Origin of the sequence: Vibrio plantisponsor, from assembly GCF_013041605.1 — a bacterium.
GTDB classification, from domain to species: domain Bacteria; phylum Pseudomonadota; class Gammaproteobacteria; order Enterobacterales; family Vibrionaceae; genus Vibrio; species Vibrio plantisponsor.
The window spans coordinates 1-16,877 of sequence record NZ_JABEQC010000025.1 but is presented as its reverse complement, the minus strand read 5'-3'; the positions used below and the strand labels follow the sequence as shown (position 1 = coordinate 16,877).

The following is a 16,877-nucleotide window of genomic DNA, read 5'->3' as shown; positions in this document are numbered from 1 at the left end:
GATGAAGGTCTACGTTTCGCGATCCGCGAAGGTGGCCGTACAGTTGGTGCTGGTGTTGTAGCTAAAATCTTCGCTTAATCGCGAAATTTTACTGCGAACCTCGCAACTAAAAAGGGAAGCTTTGGCTTCCCTTTTGCTTTTTCATTGCATACCTGTTTTAACTCAATAATCTGCTTTAGTTATAAAGATTTTATCTATATCTATTCACACATCTATCCATAACCTTCATAAAAACAGTCGCTTAATTTCTAAATTCTTTATGGTGGTTGACCTAAGTGTTTTTCAGTCCGAATTCTCTGCTTTTTTATAACTAATCGATCTGAATAACGGATAAAACTTACTGGTAATAATAACGATTCTTTTTTATATTTCGAACAAAGGTCGTTAATAAGGTTGCAGTATGTACGTTTGTTTGTGTCACGGTATTTCTGATAAGAAAATAAAGAAGCTTGCTATTGAGCAAGGTATTACTGATATCCGTGGGATCAGACAATGCACACCACTGGGCTCTCAGTGTGGTAAGTGTGTACGTCAGGCAAAAGAAATATTAAGTGAAGTAGAGGTTATTCAGCTGCAACAAGCGAGTTAGCGACGATCAATTTAGTCGATATAAAGAACGACTAAATTGTGCGACTTTTTTGACACTCCCTTAATTGGTTCTAAAGTTAAAAGAGCCAAAGAGGAGGGCTTTGTCATGAAAGGCGATCCAATAATAATCCAACATCTCAATCAAATTCTTGGTAACGAGCTGGTTGCTATCAACCAATACTTTTTGCATGCGCGTATGTACAAAGATTGGGGCTTAAAGCATCTTGCTGACAAGGAGTACCATGAATCTATTGATGAAATGAAACACGCAGATCACCTAATCGAACGGATTTTGTTTTTGGAAGGTTTACCAAACCTACAAGACCTCGGTAAGTTGATGATAGGTGAAGATACCAAAGAAATGCTCGAATGCGATCTCAAGCTAGAGATGGCTGCGATTCCAGATTTGAAGGACGCAATAGCGTATGCTGAAGACATTCGTGATTATGTGTCTCGCGATCTTTTTCTAGATATTCTGGAAGATGAAGAAGAACATGTTGACTGGCTCGAAACCCAGCTCGGTTTGATTGAAAAAACAGGTATTGAAAACTATCTTCAAGCTCAATTTGTCGACGAAGATTAACCTTTCTAAAGCTGGTGATCATTTAAGTTCACCAGCTCTTATTTCCCCCAATAATTTCCCTTGCTAACACTGCTGACATTCTGTACTATTCGTGCTCCTTTATTCTCGGTCAATTATCATTAGTTCCTTGCTTCCTGTGGATGACCGGGCCAACTTTGGAAGCTAATAATCCGTAAGGAGCAATAAATGCGTCATTACGAAATCGTATTCATGGTGCACCCTGATCAAAGCGAGCAAGTTGCTGGCATGATCGAGCGTTACACTGGTTCTATCACTGAAACTGGCGGTAAAATCCACCGTCTAGAAGATTGGGGTCGTCGTCAAATGGCTTACCCAATCAACAAGCTACACAAAGCTCACTACGTTCTAATGAACGTTGAAGCTGACCAAGCTGTGATTGATGAGCTAGAAACTGCTTTCCGTTTCAACGATGCAGTTCTACGTAACATGATTATGCGTACTAAATCAGCGATCACTGAACCTTCAATCATGCTAAAAGCGAAAGAAGAGCGTGCTCCTCGTCGCGAACAGTTTGAAGACCGTTCAGAAGAAGCTGCTGAGTAATTGAATTTATGACCAATCGAATGGAGTTAAGTGGCTCAGTCGCTAAACCTCCGATTCGAAGCCAAAGTCCATCGGGTGTTGAACACTGTCATTTTTGGCTAGAGCATCGCTCTACGGTGGTTGAAGCTGACTTCCCGCGACAAGTTTATTGTCGAATTCCGGTGGTAGTGAGTGGGCAGAGGTCAAAAATCTTAACTCAAGACTTAGTACAAGGCAGTAGTATTCAGGTAAGTGGCTTTGTCGCTTATCAAACCGGCCGAAATGGCTTGGGGAAATTAGTACTACACGCCGACAACATTATTCAAATTTAGATCAGGAGATAGCCCATGGCTCGTTTCTTCCGTCGTCGTAAATTCTGCCGTTTTACTGCAGAAGGCGTACAAGAGATTGACTACAAAGATGTAGCAACTCTTAAAAACTACATCACTGAAGCTGGCAAAATCGTACCTAGCCGTATCACTGGTACTAGCGCTAAATACCAGCGTCAGCTAGCTCGCGCAATCAAACGTGCTCGCTACCTAGCTATTCTGCCATACACTGACAAACATCAGTAATCGGCACCGTTTATTAGAAAGAGGATTAAGCAATGCAAGTTATTCTACTTGATAAAATCGGTAACCTAGGTGGTCTTGGCGATACTGTAAACGTTAAATCTGGTTACGCTCGTAACTTCCTTATCCCTCAAGGTAAGGCTGTTATGGCAACTAAAGCTAACGTTGAAATGTTTGAAGGCCGTCGTGCTGAGCTAGAAGCTAAAGTTGCTGAGCAACTAGCTGCTGCTCAAGCTCGTGCTGACCAAGTTAACGCACTAGAAGCTGTTGTTATCGCTTCTAAAGCTGGTGACGAAGGTAAACTATTCGGTTCTATCGGTACTCGCGATATCGCTGACGCTATTACAGCGGCTGGCGTTGCAGTAACTAAGAGCGAAGTTCGTCTACCTGAAGGCGCTCTACGTAACACTGGTGAGTTCGAAATCAGCGTTCAACTTCACTCTGAAGTTTTTGCTGAAGTTAAACTACAAGTTGTTGCTGAGTAATTCAGTTTACGCAAGTTTAAAAACACCAGCCTCGGCTGGTGTTTTTTTATGCCTGAAATTTACGATGTTTTACTAAAAGATAAACAGCAAGTTGATCGAAAAAATACTGTCCGCTTTGCTTAAGCCTTCTGGCACTTTATCGTGATACTGACGAGACTGGCTAAGCTTTAATGCGATGTCTTCAGTGATATTGTTGGTGATGCTGATATCACTGTCCCACATGGTGTTACTTTTACCTGTGATATGAGTGATGTCGATACCGAACTTCAGGTTATCCAACACTTGCCAGTTACCACGAACGTTGGTGCGGAAGATCGGTTCCTGAACCACATCAGGAAACACAATGTCATCATCATCGATCTCATCTAAGTTTGGTTCCTGATATCGATAACCCGGCCCTAGCTCGACTTCAAGCAGCAAGGCTTCACTGTTTGCAACCTGATAACCCAAACCTCCGGACACTGTGAAGTCTTTGAAATAGGCAGTGTACTGAGAGTCCATGCCTTTGAAGCTACTGTAAAGATAAGTATCTGAACCCAGCTTATAGTCACTTTGTAGTGAATAAGTGGATTGTCGCTTCGTCTCTTTGCCATTTTTTTCAAGGCGATAGAATTTCCAGTCGCCGGTAGTTCGGTAGCGACCCGATGTGTATTCCGATTTTAAGCGCGAGTTCAGAGCTTCAGATGTGGTGTTGCCTGAGTGAGCTTGATAGCCAAACTCAACTTGGGTATCCCATGGGGAGGGTACTTCAATGTCCTTATCTTTGTTCGCATCTTCCGTTGCACAAGCTGCATTGAACGCTAGCAAGCTAATACTGAGAAGCCACAGTTTGGACACAGAGTACCTCGGTGAATCATAATAGGCCGCAAATCATAAATGCAGCTGATGGCTCTTTAGTCAGATTAACGTTAATTCTGCACCAAAGCATATTGAAAGTAGAGGTTTGGCTGTGAGATTAGGAAAAATCCTCCAATAGAAGATGGAATGTACCCAAGTGCTAATGGGAAGTGACTGCTTTTATTGCATATGACAGCAATACAAATGCTGTCACTGTCTCTGTTTTTATGCGCATTTGTCCACGCTCTCGCATATTGAAGGGACTTGGGTATAATAAACGGCAATTTAGGGTATAGCTCTAAGGCAATTCACCTCTTAAGGCCAAATCCGGCCCCAGAATTATTGAGTAAGATAATGGCAGAACCCCGTACAGAGAATCGATATCGTAAAACTGCAGATGCACAAGTTGATGCTATCAAAGTTCCACCTCATTCATTGGAAGCTGAACAGTCGGTTATCGGTGGTCTGCTTCTGGATAATGAACGTTGGGATACCGTTTCTGAGCGTGTTGTGTCGTCTGACTTTTACAGCCGCCCGCACCGACATATTTTCGAAGCAGTAAAATCCATTCTTGAGGCTGGTAAGCCTCTCGATCTGATTACGCTTTCAGAATACTTAGAGCAGCGTGAGCAACTTGAAGATGTTGGTGGTTTTGCTTATTTAGCCGATCTCGCTAAGAACACACCGAGTGCGGCGAACATTAATGCCTACGCTGAAATCGTGGCAGAACGCGCTCTGGTTCGTAATCTGATTGGTGTTGCGAATGAGATTGCAGATGCAGGTTATGATCCTCAAGGCCGAAGTTCAGAAGATTTATTGGACTTAGCTGAAAGTAAAGTTTTCGCGATTGCAGAAGCTCGTACCAACGAAAATGAGGGTCCTCAGAACGTCGATAACATTCTTGAGAAGACTCTAGAGCGAATCGAACTGCTTTATAAGAGCCCACAAGACGGTGTTACAGGTGTAAACACTGGTTTTACCGACCTAAACAAGAAAACAGCGGGTCTTCAAGGTTCAGACTTGGTTATTGTTGCGGCTCGTCCATCTATGGGTAAAACGACCTTTGCGATGAACTTATGTGAAAACGCAGCGATGGAGCAAGACAAGCCTGTTTTGATCTTCTCTCTAGAGATGCCTGCCGAACAGATCATGATGCGTATGCTCGCGTCTCTTTCTCGCGTTGACCAAACCAAAATCCGTACAGGTCAATTGGATGATGAGGATTGGGCGCGTATTTCTTCTACCATGGGTATTTTGATGGAGAAGAAAAACATGTACATCGACGACAGCTCAGGTCTGACGCCGACTGAAGTGCGTTCGCGAGCAAGACGTATTGCCCGTGAACGTGGTGGTCTGTCACTTATCATGGTCGACTACCTGCAGTTAATGCGTGTACCTGCTTTGTCTGATAACCGTACTTTAGAAATCGCGGAAATTTCGCGCTCACTGAAAGCATTGGCAAAAGAACTAAATGTCCCTGTGGTGGCACTTTCTCAGCTTAACCGCTCTCTCGAACAACGTGCTGATAAGCGTCCGGTTAACTCGGACTTGCGTGAATCGGGCTCCATCGAGCAGGATGCGGACTTAATCATGTTCATTTATCGTGATGAGGTTTACCACCCAGATAGTGCTTTGAAAGGCACCGCTGAAATCATTATCGGTAAACAGCGTAACGGCCCTATCGGTTCGGTACGTCTGACATTCCAAGGCCAGTATTCGCGATTTGATAACTATGCGGGACCTGCATTCGATTTCGACAACGAATAATCATCATCTTGCCTGTTTGAAACTCTAGGGGTGTTGGTTTCACTCATTCGCCCCGATTAATTAGTTATCACTTATTGGCAATAGAAAACAGCAGGTTAATCAACCTGCTGTTTTTGTTTATTCGCCCTGAATGGTAGCTATCACTCTTCTTTTGCCACCGTGGTTACGATGTTCTCCAAGATAGATTCCCTGCCAAGTTCCTAATGTCAGCCGCCCATTTGAAACTGGGATTGTGATACTTGACCCCAGTAGCGATGCTTTAATATGTGCTGGCATATCATCATCACCCTCGTATGTGTGCACGTAGTATGGTGCTCTTTCTGGAACAAAATGATTAAAGTGCTGCTCCATATCGGAACGTACGGTCGGATCCGCATTTTCGTTGATGGTTAAACTTGCAGAGGTGTGCTGAATGAATAGATGCACAATGCCAACTGAAACTTTCTTCAAATCTGGTAACTGACGTTCAACCTCGTCGGTTATTAAATGAAAACCTCTAGGGTATGAAGGCAAATGAATATGAGTTTGTGTCCACATTTCCGAGTTCCATAATCTAATTGGCAAACAGATAGTTTAGCGTTATGGTGAGCGCCTTACGATAATAATTATGGCGTTAGTGGCGGCCCTTTACTGACTTAACTCAAAGCGAGTGATTAAAGGTTGAGTCATAATTATGTACTGAAAATTAATTACATTTTTTGCTACTCTTGTTGGTAGCATTTTTACTTTTTATTTTTATTAATCGGGGGTCGAACAATCACCTGTGCTTCATCGATGAAGAGGGGCTAAGATTGTTTGAACAAAACCTACAGTCATATCGGGATAGATACCATGTTGAAAAACATCAATCCAACGCAAACTCAAGCTTGGAAAGCTCTGACTGCGCATTTTGAGTCAGTGCAAGGCATGAACCTTAAATCTTTGTTCGCAGAAGATAGTGAGCGCTTCGCGAAGTATTCAGCAAAATTTGGTAGCGACATTCTTGTCGACTATTCAAAGAACCTTGTAAACGAAGAAACGATGAAGCACCTGTTTGCATTAGCTGAAGAAACTGACGTAAAAGGCGCGATTCAAGCGATGTTCAGTGGCGAAGCTATTAACCAAACTGAAGGCCGTGCAGTACTTCACACTGCTTTACGTAACCGTAGCAACAAGCCAGTTTTGGCTTACGGTAAAGATGTAATGCCAGAAGTAAATGCTGTACTTGAAAAGATGAAAGCTTTCTCTGAACGCGTTATTGGTGGTGAATGGAAAGGTTACACAGGTAAGGCAATTACTGATGTTGTTAACATCGGTATCGGTGGTTCAGACTTAGGTCCATACATGGTGACTGAAGCTCTAACGCCATACAAAAATCATCTGACTATGCATTTTGTTTCTAACGTTGACGGTACTCATATCGCTGAAACGTTGAAAAAAGTGAACCCAGAAACAACACTATTCCTAGTTGCATCTAAGACTTTCACTACTCAAGAGACAATGACTAACGCGCACTCTGCTCGTGACTGGTTCTTGAAATCGGCTGGTGATGAAGCTCATGTAGCTAAGCACTTTGCGGCTCTTTCTACTAACGCTGGTGCTGTTTCAGAGTTTGGTATTGATACTGACAACATGTTTGGTTTCTGGGATTGGGTTGGTGGCCGTTACTCACTATGGTCTGCTATCGGTCTGTCTATTATTCTTTCAATCGGTTACGAGAACTTCGTTGAGCTTCTAACAGGTGCTCACGAAATGGATAACCACTTCGTTGAAACCTCATTTGAAAGCAACATTCCAGTGATCTTGGCGTTGATTGGTATTTGGTACAACAACTTCCACGGCGCGGAATCAGAAGCGATTCTTCCATACGATCAATACATGCACCGTTTTGCTGCTTACTTCCAACAAGGCAACATGGAATCAAACGGTAAATATACAGATCGTGACGGTAACCCAGTCACATACCAAACTGGCCCAATTATTTGGGGTGAGCCTGGTACTAACGGTCAACACGCTTTCTATCAGTTGATCCACCAAGGTACTAAGATGATCCCTTGTGACTTCATTGCTCCAGCAGTGACTCACAACCCAACCAGCGATCATCACCAAAAACTGATGTCTAACTTCTTCGCTCAAACTGAAGCGTTAGCGTTTGGTAAATCGGCTGAAACTGTAAAAGCTGAGCTTGAAAAATCAGGTATGAATGCAGAAGAAGTAGCGAAGCTTGTTCCTTTCAAAGTATTCGAAGGTAACCGCCCAACCAACTCTATTCTGGTTAAGCAAATTACGCCTCGTTCACTAGGTAACCTGATTGCAATGTACGAACATAAAATTTTCGTTCAAGGCATCATCTGGAACATCTTTACATTTGACCAATGGGGTGTAGAACTTGGTAAGCAACTAGCAAACCAAATTCTGCCTGAGTTGGCTGATGCATCTGAAATCACTTCACATGACAGCTCAACTAACGGTCTGATTAACGCATTCAAAGCACTGCGTAGCTAAGTCTGGACAGAGCCCGTATTTTACATGGGCTTTAGAATGCAAAAAGGCTGATGTATTTTACATCAGCCTTTTTTCGTTCAATGGAACGGGATGTTGAGTGCTCGCTACTCGAAACAGATTTCGATGAAAGCATTACCCCATTGTGAAGAGAACGGCATGATAATGATCGAGCCTTCACATTTGTGACGAATCGTATGCCCTTTACCAGAAACAACCACTGGTGTTGCCATATCGAAATCGAAGCCGCTTTCAGCCAGAATTCGTTTAGCGCCACCTGTGACCATGTTGGTAATTTCACCAACCATATCGGTAACTTCTTCATTTAGGCCATTTGGCCTCTCACCCAACATATTCTGCATGATTTCTAATGCTAGGTTTTCATCAAATGTAATAGACATTGAGCCACGCGTTTGACTGCCGACCATGCCAATTAGCCCCGAGACATCTCCACGGGCAATCTCATCTTTCTTTAGACGAGGCTTTTGAGGCTTCAACTCTAATGAAGCCATCGTTTTTAAAACGTTCATTAAGGACGCTAGAAACGGGTTTACAAATTCAGCGCGCATAACCTTCTTCTATCTGAATCAAAAAATTATTTCGAGGAACAGGTCTTACACACACCATGTGATTCGATCACTTGGTTGCTAATGGTAAAACCGTGTTGCTCAGCATTCTTCGCCAGCTGGGCAATCAGATTATCATCTTGTAGCTCTACGACATTACCACACTGGTCACAAATTAATAGTTGTGAAAAATGCTTATGTGCATTGCAAGAGCAGCAAGAAATAAAACTGTTTGTGGATTCCACTCTATGGATAAAGCCTTGCTCCATTAAGAAGTCTAACGCTCGATAGACCGTTGGTGGCTTAGCCTGAGGTTCACTCTTTTTTAAGTCGTCCAGCAATTCATAAGCACTTGACGCTTTTTCACTTGCACAAATAAGCTCAAACACACGCTTACGTTGAGAGGTCAGTCTGACTCCTCGTGCTGCACAAATTTCTTCTACTTGCTTAGTTAGCTTTGTGTCCAATTCTATCACCATAATCTTTGGACTTTAGTAATGATATACCATTTCTTAGTGAATAAAGCGCATTCTTAAAATAATGACGCTCGAAGAACATGGCGTATCGATAAAAACGAATTAGCGGTAACTTACCTTATATCGCCAAAAAACGATACTATATAACAACTGTTCGTTGAGCTCGTTGACATAATTTGCACTTTTCAGACGCTACATCGAGAGCGTTAGCTAGCTTTTTTATGAATTTCTCAGCTCTGTGTGTATAATCGCCGCTCTCTGAGATGTAAAGCGAAGGAACCGTTTTGCACGCTATCTTCGGTCATTAATGTAAGCGTATAAATTCGTTCTATTTTTGACTGTGCTGGCAACTAACTTCTGCTAGCGAAGTATTTCATCACGGTATCTGAACTCGATATAAATCATGACTATTGCTAAAGACACTTCAACATATAAAGCTAACCGCCTTTCAGTCGCTCCTATGCTCGATTGGACGGATCGCCATTGTCGTTACTTCCACCGACTCATGACATCGCAAACTCTGTTGTATACCGAAATGGTGACTACCGGTGCGATTATTCACGGGAAAGGTGATTTTCTTGCGTATAACCAAGAAGAACATCCAGTAGCGCTGCAACTCGGTGGTTCAAACCCAGTTGATCTTGCCCATTGTGCAAAGCTGGCTCAAGAGCGCGGCTATGATGAAATTAACCTCAATGTAGGCTGCCCGTCAGACCGTGTTCAGAATGGTCGCTTCGGTGCGTGCTTAATGGCTGAACCTCAGTTGGTTGCAGATTGTGTTGCTGCGATGAAAGAGGTCGTTGATGTACCTGTGACGGTAAAAACACGCATTGGCATAGATGATCAAGATTCGTATGAGTTCCTGACAGATTTCATCTCTATAGTGTCAGAGAAAGGTGGCTGTGAGCAGTTTACGATTCATGCTCGTAAAGCTTGGCTGAGTGGATTGAGTCCGAAAGAGAACCGCGAAATTCCACCGTTGGATTACAACCGCGCATATCAAATCAAGAAAGATTTCTCTCACTTAAACATCGCTATCAATGGCGGTGTGAAAAGTCTGGAAGAAGCGAAACTGCATCTAGCTCATTTAGACGGCGTAATGATTGGGCGCGAAGCGTACCAAAGTCCTTATATTCTGGCTGAAGTTGATCAACAGATATTCGGTTTAGATGCACCAGTTAAGAAACGTTCTGAAGTGATTTTTGAAATGTTCCCATACATTGAGCAGCAATTATCACAAGGCGCTTATCTTGGTCACATTACTCGCCACATGCTTGGTATGTTCCAAAATATGCCGGGTGCGCGTCAATGGCGCCGTCACATCAGTGAAAATGCACACAAGGCAGGGGCGGGTATTGAAGTTGTTGAAGCCGCTTTAGCCAAAATCCCATACCAAGATTTGGGTGTGTAAATCTCACCACTAGTTAGTGATTTTTACCTCTAAATTTTATTGAGAGCCAACAATCTTTGATGTGTTGGCTTTTTTATTGTTTAAATTCAGTTGATTAGAACCATTATAAACTTGGAATGAATACTGCTAATACTTCTGCAGCATGATGAAAAAAGCATAGCTAACAGGAGAGTGAATGATGTTCGAGATTATCTTTATATTGGTTTTTGTGGCGACATTGCTGGTGACAGGGCTAACTCTTATGAGTGTGTTTGCCGCGATTGGCCTGTCTTTATTAGTGATGCTGGTGCTCGGTATGTTTGGCATGGCGATTAAACTCCTGCCTTGGATATTGGCGATTGCAGTGATTGTGTGGATTTTTCGTCAGGGAGATAAAGCACCACGCTAATTCTTATGAATATGCGTTTTCCCGCATAGGGAATATGCTAGTATCACGTTTATTCGTTAGTGAAAATTTTTGGAGCAAACATAGGATGAACAAACCTATCGTAGCCGTATTTACTTCTCTACTCATGATAGGCTCGGCTCCTGTTTGGTGTGCCAACTCGCCTGTTGGGGTGAACGTTGCCGCTGATATGTGGTTACCAAGTACTAAAATTGATAATACACGTCGTGATGACGCGAACTCTCCTGTCTTGAATTTAGCATTCGAGCATCAGTTACCGTATTTACCTAATGTTAGTGTTCGGTATACCAATCTGGATGCCGATTATGCTTCTTACGATAAATTCGACTACACCTTCTATTACAATATTTTAGAGCGTGATTTGATGACGTTCGATGCGGGTATTTCGATGACCCAGTATGCGAACAGTGAATATAAAGCAACTGATGGCCAGAAGTACTCGTTCGATGATCTGACGTTTAACTGGTACGCAAGTGCTGAAATTTCCGTTCCGGAAACCAATTTCGACATCATTGGTCAATTTGAGTTTGGCAATAGTGACGGAATAAAGAGTTCGGATGTGATTGCTGGTGTTCAGTATGTTGTGCCTTTAGCTGAGGGCGATCTCTCTTTCCGAGGTGGCTATCGAGTGATTGACCTTGAATTCACCGATTTAGCGACCGCTTCCCCGAACAACAAAATGTCTTATGTGTTCGCAGACGGTTGGTTTCTTGGCGCTCAGTTTACGTTTTAACCCTGATTCAAAATAAAAAGCCACTCACGACGTGGCTTTTTTACATCTTGCCGTTAGAAATTATTTCTCATCGTTATTTAGTACTTCATCATAATTGAGCCATGCTTAAGAAGTGGACTTAGCTAGGTGAGAGTATAGGGAATGACAATCGCGGAACTGAGAAACTTGTATCGTGAGAAGATGCTGGTGGAGGCGATCATAGAGCCCTCCGCTCACGAAGGCTCGTGGATAGTAGAATTTCGCCATCAAGCGGGTGGTTTTGTTCTGCTAACAAATGCCAGCGGTGAAGAATGCCACTATGCAGATTTAGACCTGGCATCGAAATCGGCGATGGCGGTAGGTTTTAAACAAGTCAGGGTGGAATCAACCAGAGATTGAGTTTTTAACCTTCTTACTTCCAAAAAGTTATAAAACATTCTCTTCTATTCTTTCTTGTTATTAAGGAGAGTGGTTAATCTATCGTCACGCAATGAATAAGGAAGTCGTGACAATGTCTTCAGGAAATACCATACCAAAAGAGCTGGTTAGTTTAACTGGCCCGCTAAACGACTCGCAGTTAAATCAGCTGCAACAAACGGTTTCACAACTTTCACCTCAGCAATTAGCGTGGGTGAGCGGTTATTTTTGGGGTTTAAGTCAATCTCAATCAGTGACAACGAACTCACCTCTTAATCAGGCTTCAGCATTTGCTGTTGCTAAACCAGATAGCCAGTTAACCATCATCTATGCTTCGCAAACGGGTAATGCAAAAGGTGTTGCAGAAGCGCTTGAGCATGAGGCGCAAGCTGCTGGTGTTGCAGTTCGTCTGTTTGACGCCAGTGATTACAAAGGCAAAGACTTAGCCAAAGAGACGCACGTTATTTTTGTTGCTTCAACCAACGGTGAAGGTGAAGCGCCAGATAATGCTCTCGAGTTGCATGAATTTCTACAATCAAAGAAAGCACCAAAGCTGCCGAATTTGGAATATGGCGTGATTGGTTTGGGGGACTCCAGCTATGAGTTTTTCTGCCAGACGGGTAAAGACTTCGATGCATTCCTAGAAAAGTTAGGCGCGAAACGTTTTATTGATCGAGTTGACTGTGACGTTGATTACGATCAGCCTGCAGCAGAGTGGCGAGCTAAAGTCATTGAAATTGTCAAAGAATCGTTGGCAAGTACTCAAGCTGAAGTAGTGCAACTGCCAGTAGGTCAAACGTCAGTCTCTCACTCTCAATACACAAAACAAAATCCGTATACAGCAACCTTACTGACTAGCCAAAAAATCACAGGTCGCGATTCAGGAAAAGACGTTCGTCATATCGAAATTGATCTAGAAGGCTCAGGTTTGACTTATCAACCGGGTGATGCCCTAGGCGTTTGGTATGAGAACAGTTCTGAACTGGCAAGCGCTGTGGCAGGAGTGGTAGGCTTATCAGGCGTTGAAAGTGTGGATGTTGATGGAGAAAGTCTTTCTATTCATAGCGCTCTGGTCAGTAAATATGAAATCACTGCAGCAAATCCTCAGTTCATCACTAAGTTTGCTGAGCTATCGGGCAGTGAAAAGCTACAAGCTCTGGTCGCAGACAAAGATAAACTTCGTGAGTATTCATCAAACACTCAAATTCTTGACGTATTAAAAGAGAAGCAAACCAAGCTCTCAGCTGAAGAGTTAATCTCTTTGTTACGCCGTTTAACACCTCGTCTTTATTCTATTGCATCCAGTCAGTCCGAAGTGGATGAAGAAGTTCATTTAACTGTTGGTATCGTTGAATACGAACAAGATGAAGAAGTTCGCCAAGGCGGTGCTTCTAGCTTCTTAGGTCGCAGATTGGAAGAGGGCGATGAAGTCAAAATTTTCATCGAACACAATAACAACTTCAAACTGCCACAAGATGACTCTACACCGATCATCATGGTTGGTCCGGGTACTGGCATTGCTCCATTCCGCAGTTTTATTCAAGAGCGTGAAAACCGTGGAGCAGAAGGTAAGAACTGGTTGTTCTTCGGCGATCGGACTTTCACTCAAGATTTCTTGTATCAAGTAGAGTGGCAGAAATATCTGAAGTCAGGCGCTTTGAGTCGCTTGGATGTGGCGTTTAGCCGAGACCAACATGAAAAAGTGTATGTTCAACACCGCATTCTTGAGCAAGCAGAACAGGTTTGGCAGTGGCTTCAAGAAGGCGCGTATATCTATATCTGTGGCGATGCAACTCGTATGGCGAAAGATGTCCATGAAGCACTAGTTATTGTTGCAGAGCAGCAAGGTGGCCTGACTCGAGAAAAGGCTGAAGAGTATTTGAATGAACTTCGTAAAGTGAAACGTTACCAAAGGGATGTTTATTAATGAGCACTAAAATCGAAAACAACAGCCAAGAAGTATTGGGCGAAGTGCTTGGCCCTCTGTCGGATAACGAGCGTTTAAAAAGAGAAAGTAATTTCCTACGTGGAACGATCGAGCAAGATCTGCAAGATCGTATCACTGGCGGATTCACAGCAGATAACTTCCAGCTCATCCGTTTCCACGGTATGTATCAGCAAGACGACCGTGATATTCGCAACGAACGAACTAAGCAAAAGCTGGAACCATTACATAATGTGATGCTTCGAGCTCGTATGCCTGGCGGCATTATCCAGCCTAAGCAATGGCTAGCTATAGACAAGTTTGCCACTGAACACACTATGTATGGAAGTATTCGTTTGACGACTCGCCAGACTTTCCAGTTCCATGGTGTATTAAAACCAAATATTAAGCTGATGCACCAAACACTCAATAGCATTGGTATTGATTCTATTGCTACCGCGGGCGACGTAAACCGAAACGTATTATGTACGTCTAACCCTGTTGAATCTGAGTTACATCAAGAAGCTTACGAGTGGGCGGCGAAGATCAGTGAACATTTACTACCAAAAACTCGTGCTTATGCGGAAATTTGGTTAGATGGTGAGAAAGTAGAAACAACGGACGAAGAACCTATTCTCGGAAGCACTTATCTTCCTCGTAAGTTCAAAACAACGGTTGTTATTCCACCTCATAATGACATCGACGTACATGCTAACGATCTTAGTTTTGTCGCTATTGCTGATAATGGAAAGCTGGTGGGCTTCAATGTGCTGGTGGGCGGCGGTCTAGCCATGACTCATGGTGATACGTCTACTTACCCTCGTCGTGCGGATGACTTAGGTTATATTCCAACAGAAAAAACATTAGACGTAGCAGCGGCAGTGGTGACAACTCAACGTGATTGGGGTAACCGTTCGAACCGTAAGAATGCGAAAACCAAATACACATTAGATCGTGTGGGTGTTGATGTATTTAAAGCTGAAGTCGAAAAGCGCGCTGGAATTCAGTTTGAAGCAAGTCGTCCTTATGAGTTCACTGAGCGTGGCGATCGTATTGGTTGGGTAGAAGGCATCGATGGTAAGTTCCACCTTTCTCTATTTATAGAGAACGGTCGTCTATTGGATTATCCAGGTAAACCTCTAAAAACGGGTGTTGCTGAAATTGCCAAGATCCACCAAGGTGACTTCCGCATGACTGCAAACCAGAACTTAATTGTTGCGGGTGTACCTGCAGACCAAAAAGATCTGATTGAGAAGATTGCGCGTGAGCATGGTTTGATGGATGACTCTGTCAGCGAGCAGCGTAAGAATTCAATGGCGTGTGTTGCGTTCCCAACTTGCCCATTAGCTATGGCAGAAGCAGAACGTTTTCTTCCTTCTTTTGTTACTGATGTTGAAGGTATTCTCGAAAAACACAATCTACCAAAAGAAGACAACATTATATTGCGAGTCACAGGCTGTCCAAATGGCTGTGGTAGAGCAATGTTGGCTGAGCTTGGTTTGGTCGGTAAAGCTCCTGGTCGTTACAACTTACATTTAGGCGGTAACAAAGCGGGTACGCGAATTCCAAAGATGTACAAAGAAAACATCACTGAGCAACAGATCTTAGAAGAGATCGATCAGCTAGTGGAGCGCTGGTCGAAAGAGCGTGAAGCGGGTGAAGGCTTTGGCGATTTCACTATCCGAGCTGGAATCATTCAAGAGGTCGTTGTATCTAAGAGGGACTTTTATGCTTGATACTGTCTCTGTGCCTGATTTGTCAGAACTGCTCACTCTGACAAAAGTGGAACAAACACTTCGTCTTGCAGAAGTTAATGCTTATCTCGAAAGCTTAACCGCTCAAGAACGTGTGGAATGGGCATTCGAAAACTTACCGGGCACTCATGCAGTATCTTCAAGTTTCGGTATTCAAGCAGCTTTAATGCTACATCTTGTATCGAGTATTAAAGCTGATGTGCCTGTTGTCTTGACGGATACAGGCTACTTGTTCCCAGAAACCTATCAGTTTATTGATGAGTTAACTCAGCGTTTGAATCTGAATTTGCAAATCTATAAGTCTGAACTGACGCCAGCATGGCAAGAAGCGCGTTTTGGTAAACTTTGGGAGCAGGGTGTAGAAGGGATCGAACAATACAACCGTATTAATAAAGTAGAGCCAATGCGCAAAGCTTTAGAAGAACTGTCTGTCGGAGTTTGGTTTTCAGGTTTGCGCCGAGAGCAATCTCAATCTAGAGCAACGTTGCCTATATTAGCGGTTCAAAATGGCGTGTTTAAGTTTCTACCTGTTATCGATTGGACGAATAAAGATGTCCACTATTACCTAAAAGATAATGACCTTCCATATCATCCTCTTTGGGAACAGGGTTACCTGTCGGTTGGTGATACACACACAACTCGTAAATGGGAGCCTGGAATGGCAGAAGAGGAAACTCGTTTCTTCGGCTTGAAGCGAGAATGTGGCCTTCATGAAGATAATAAAAGTGGAGTAGATGGCGAAGGAATTTAACATTAGTAATAAAAGCTGCGTTAGCGGCTTTTATTATGTCGGTAACAGGAACACACGCACCCCAAAAGGATAACTCTGTGGATAACTTGTATTCAACTTTTGGGTAAAGTTGGATAAATAAGGCTTTGGCGATGTTTTCTCCGGTTAAGCATTATTTTTGTATTTTTTGCAAAATAATACTTGCCAGTGTGATTTGGATCCCTATAATGCCTCCTCGTTGACGCAGCAAGGGCTAGAAAGCCACTAAGCCGCTTCAACAGGCCAAAAAAGAAAATTAAAAAAGTGTTTGACACGAATTAATTTCCAGCTAGAATGGCCGCCTCTTCCGAAGTGACCTAAGTCACTAAGAACGGTAGAAAGCTCTTTAACAATTTAAACCTATCAATCTGTGTGGGCACTCGTTGATGAAAATCAAAGTTAAGTCTTTGTTCTCGTAACAAAGCAACTTAGGTTTCAATGAACTGAGTGACCAATTGAATCGTAAGATTCAGCACAGTCAATTCAACATTACTATGTAATGTATTCAGTATTCATTGAGCCGACAAAATCTTAAATTGAAGAGTTTGATCATGGCTCAGATTGAACGCTGGCGGCAGGCCTAACA

At 43.0% G+C, this 16,877-nt stretch carries 20 protein-coding genes; 16 read left to right on the top strand and 4 right to left on the bottom strand.

Going from position 1 to position 16,877, the window contains the following annotated elements; all coding sequences use genetic code 11:
- From HKI82_RS20135 to rplI, 7 genes are all read left to right on the top strand, one after another.
- On the top strand, window positions 1-78 hold a 78-nt coding region (locus tag HKI82_RS20135), incomplete at its 5' end, for an EF-Tu C-terminal domain-related protein (RefSeq protein WP_478209472.1).
- Window positions 79-400: 322 nt separating this feature from the next.
- Window positions 401-589 carry a (2Fe-2S)-binding protein gene (locus HKI82_RS20130; RefSeq protein WP_042490272.1) on the top strand — a complete coding sequence of 63 codons (189 nt, stop codon included), beginning with the start codon at window positions 401-403 and terminating at the stop codon, window positions 587-589.
- 105 nt (window positions 590-694) lie between these two features.
- Window positions 695-1,171, top strand: a complete 477-nt coding sequence (bfr, locus tag HKI82_RS20125; RefSeq protein WP_171138996.1) for a bacterioferritin — start codon at window positions 695-697, stop codon at window positions 1,169-1,171.
- Between the two features lie 186 nt (window positions 1,172-1,357).
- The gene (gene rpsF, locus HKI82_RS20120; protein WP_102943070.1) at window positions 1,358-1,735 is read left to right on the top strand and encodes a 30S ribosomal protein S6; all 378 of its coding nucleotides are present in this window, start codon (window positions 1,358-1,360) and stop codon (window positions 1,733-1,735) included.
- Between the two features lie 8 nt (window positions 1,736-1,743).
- Window positions 1,744-2,046: a primosomal replication protein N gene (gene priB, locus HKI82_RS20115; protein ID WP_102943069.1), complete on the top strand. Its 303-nt coding sequence runs from the start codon at window positions 1,744-1,746 to the stop codon at window positions 2,044-2,046.
- 15 nt (window positions 2,047-2,061) lie between these two features.
- Complete coding sequence (gene rpsR / locus HKI82_RS20110; RefSeq protein ID WP_042490278.1) at window positions 2,062-2,289, top strand: 30S ribosomal protein S18; 228 nt, start codon at window positions 2,062-2,064, stop codon at window positions 2,287-2,289.
- 32 nt (window positions 2,290-2,321) lie between these two features.
- Entirely contained in the window at window positions 2,322-2,771 is a 450-nt protein-coding gene (gene rplI / locus HKI82_RS20105) for a 50S ribosomal protein L9 (protein WP_042490280.1), read from the top strand.
- A gap of 72 nt (window positions 2,772-2,843) precedes the next feature.
- On the opposite strand, the gene HKI82_RS20100 is transcribed toward rplI, so the two are convergent.
- Entirely contained in the window at window positions 2,844-3,608 is a 765-nt protein-coding gene (locus HKI82_RS20100) for a DUF481 domain-containing protein (protein ID WP_171138995.1), read from the bottom strand.
- Between the two features lie 354 nt (window positions 3,609-3,962).
- Here HKI82_RS20100 and HKI82_RS20095 point away from each other — a divergent pair, with 354 nt between their 5' ends.
- Window positions 3,963-5,375, top strand: a complete 1,413-nt coding sequence (locus HKI82_RS20095; RefSeq protein WP_102943067.1) for a replicative DNA helicase — start codon at window positions 3,963-3,965, stop codon at window positions 5,373-5,375.
- A gap of 117 nt (window positions 5,376-5,492) precedes the next feature.
- On the opposite strand, the gene HKI82_RS20090 is transcribed toward HKI82_RS20095, so the two are convergent.
- On the bottom strand, window positions 5,493-5,912 hold the full coding sequence (locus HKI82_RS20090) for a secondary thiamine-phosphate synthase enzyme YjbQ (protein ID WP_102943066.1): 420 nt from the start codon (window positions 5,910-5,912) through the stop codon (window positions 5,493-5,495).
- A gap of 294 nt (window positions 5,913-6,206) precedes the next feature.
- Between HKI82_RS20090 and pgi the strand changes: the two genes are divergently transcribed.
- On the top strand, window positions 6,207-7,859 hold the full coding sequence (gene pgi, locus HKI82_RS20085; RefSeq protein ID WP_171138997.1) for a glucose-6-phosphate isomerase: 1,653 nt from the start codon (window positions 6,207-6,209) through the stop codon (window positions 7,857-7,859).
- Between the two features lie 104 nt (window positions 7,860-7,963).
- Here pgi and HKI82_RS20080 read toward each other — a convergent pair whose 3' ends face one another.
- Both HKI82_RS20080 and zur read right to left on the bottom strand, forming a co-directional pair.
- Window positions 7,964-8,425, bottom strand: coding sequence for a chemotaxis protein CheX (locus HKI82_RS20080; RefSeq protein WP_042490288.1), 462 nt, complete (start codon window positions 8,423-8,425; stop codon window positions 7,964-7,966).
- Window positions 8,426-8,451: 26 nt separating this feature from the next.
- The gene (gene zur / locus HKI82_RS20075) at window positions 8,452-8,901 is read right to left on the bottom strand and encodes a zinc uptake transcriptional repressor Zur (RefSeq protein ID WP_042490291.1); all 450 of its coding nucleotides are present in this window, start codon (window positions 8,899-8,901) and stop codon (window positions 8,452-8,454) included.
- Window positions 8,902-9,301: 400 nt separating this feature from the next.
- Here zur and dusA point away from each other — a divergent pair, with 400 nt between their 5' ends.
- The 7 genes from dusA (at window position 9,302) to HKI82_RS20040 (ending at window position 16,273) form a co-directional block, all read left to right on the top strand.
- The gene (dusA, locus tag HKI82_RS20070; protein ID WP_171138994.1) at window positions 9,302-10,309 is read left to right on the top strand and encodes a tRNA dihydrouridine(20/20a) synthase DusA; all 1,008 of its coding nucleotides are present in this window, start codon (window positions 9,302-9,304) and stop codon (window positions 10,307-10,309) included.
- Window positions 10,310-10,487: 178 nt separating this feature from the next.
- Entirely contained in the window at window positions 10,488-10,697 is a 210-nt protein-coding gene (gene pspG / locus HKI82_RS20065; protein ID WP_042490308.1) for an envelope stress response protein PspG, read from the top strand.
- Between the two features lie 85 nt (window positions 10,698-10,782).
- The gene (locus HKI82_RS20060; protein WP_171138993.1) at window positions 10,783-11,448 is read left to right on the top strand and encodes a TIGR04219 family outer membrane beta-barrel protein; all 666 of its coding nucleotides are present in this window, start codon (window positions 10,783-10,785) and stop codon (window positions 11,446-11,448) included.
- Window positions 11,449-11,589: 141 nt separating this feature from the next.
- A complete protein-coding gene (locus HKI82_RS20055) occupies window positions 11,590-11,826 on the top strand; it encodes a hypothetical protein (protein ID WP_042490298.1) in 237 nt (78 codons plus the stop codon).
- Window positions 11,827-11,917: 91 nt separating this feature from the next.
- Entirely contained in the window at window positions 11,918-13,771 is a 1,854-nt protein-coding gene (locus HKI82_RS20050) for an assimilatory sulfite reductase (NADPH) flavoprotein subunit (RefSeq protein WP_171138992.1), read from the top strand.
- Window positions 13,771-15,504 (top strand): assimilatory sulfite reductase (NADPH) hemoprotein subunit, encoded by a 1,734-nt coding sequence (gene cysI, locus HKI82_RS20045; protein WP_171138991.1) that lies wholly within the window; start codon window positions 13,771-13,773, stop codon window positions 15,502-15,504. The genes HKI82_RS20050 and cysI overlap by 1 nt, the downstream gene beginning before the upstream one ends.
- On the top strand, window positions 15,497-16,273 hold the full coding sequence (locus HKI82_RS20040; RefSeq protein ID WP_171138990.1) for a phosphoadenylyl-sulfate reductase: 777 nt from the start codon (window positions 15,497-15,499) through the stop codon (window positions 16,271-16,273). The genes cysI and HKI82_RS20040 overlap by 8 nt, the downstream gene beginning before the upstream one ends.
- The last annotated feature ends 604 nt before the right edge of the window (window positions 16,274-16,877 follow it).

What these genes read in the sequence shown, in the direction of transcription:
- HKI82_RS20130 (WP_042490272.1), top strand. Translation starts at nt 401, where the DNA reads ATGTACGTTTGTTTGTGTCACGGTATTTCTGATAAGAAAATAAAGAAG.
- bfr (WP_171138996.1), top strand. Translation starts at nt 695, where the DNA reads ATGAAAGGCGATCCAATAATAATCCAACATCTCAATCAAATTCTTGGT.
- rpsF (WP_102943070.1), top strand. Translation starts at nt 1,358, where the DNA reads ATGCGTCATTACGAAATCGTATTCATGGTGCACCCTGATCAAAGCGAG.
- priB (WP_102943069.1), top strand. Translation starts at nt 1,744, where the DNA reads ATGACCAATCGAATGGAGTTAAGTGGCTCAGTCGCTAAACCTCCGATT.
- rpsR (WP_042490278.1), top strand. Translation starts at nt 2,062, where the DNA reads ATGGCTCGTTTCTTCCGTCGTCGTAAATTCTGCCGTTTTACTGCAGAA.
- rplI (WP_042490280.1), top strand. Translation starts at nt 2,322, where the DNA reads ATGCAAGTTATTCTACTTGATAAAATCGGTAACCTAGGTGGTCTTGGC.
- HKI82_RS20095 (WP_102943067.1), top strand. Translation starts at nt 3,963, where the DNA reads ATGGCAGAACCCCGTACAGAGAATCGATATCGTAAAACTGCAGATGCA.
- HKI82_RS20090 (WP_102943066.1), bottom strand. Translation starts at nt 5,912, where the DNA reads ATGTGGACACAAACTCATATTCATTTGCCTTCATACCCTAGAGGTTTT.
- pgi (WP_171138997.1), top strand. Translation starts at nt 6,207, where the DNA reads ATGTTGAAAAACATCAATCCAACGCAAACTCAAGCTTGGAAAGCTCTG.
- HKI82_RS20080 (WP_042490288.1), bottom strand. Translation starts at nt 8,425, where the DNA reads ATGCGCGCTGAATTTGTAAACCCGTTTCTAGCGTCCTTAATGAACGTT.
- zur (WP_042490291.1), bottom strand. Translation starts at nt 8,901, where the DNA reads ATGGTGATAGAATTGGACACAAAGCTAACTAAGCAAGTAGAAGAAATT.
- dusA (WP_171138994.1), top strand. Translation starts at nt 9,302, where the DNA reads ATGACTATTGCTAAAGACACTTCAACATATAAAGCTAACCGCCTTTCA.
- pspG (WP_042490308.1), top strand. Translation starts at nt 10,488, where the DNA reads ATGTTCGAGATTATCTTTATATTGGTTTTTGTGGCGACATTGCTGGTG.
- HKI82_RS20060 (WP_171138993.1), top strand. Translation starts at nt 10,783, where the DNA reads ATGAACAAACCTATCGTAGCCGTATTTACTTCTCTACTCATGATAGGC.
- HKI82_RS20055 (WP_042490298.1), top strand. Translation starts at nt 11,590, where the DNA reads ATGACAATCGCGGAACTGAGAAACTTGTATCGTGAGAAGATGCTGGTG.
- HKI82_RS20050 (WP_171138992.1), top strand. Translation starts at nt 11,918, where the DNA reads ATGAATAAGGAAGTCGTGACAATGTCTTCAGGAAATACCATACCAAAA.
- cysI (WP_171138991.1), top strand. Translation starts at nt 13,771, where the DNA reads ATGAGCACTAAAATCGAAAACAACAGCCAAGAAGTATTGGGCGAAGTG.
- HKI82_RS20040 (WP_171138990.1), top strand. Translation starts at nt 15,497, where the DNA reads ATGCTTGATACTGTCTCTGTGCCTGATTTGTCAGAACTGCTCACTCTG.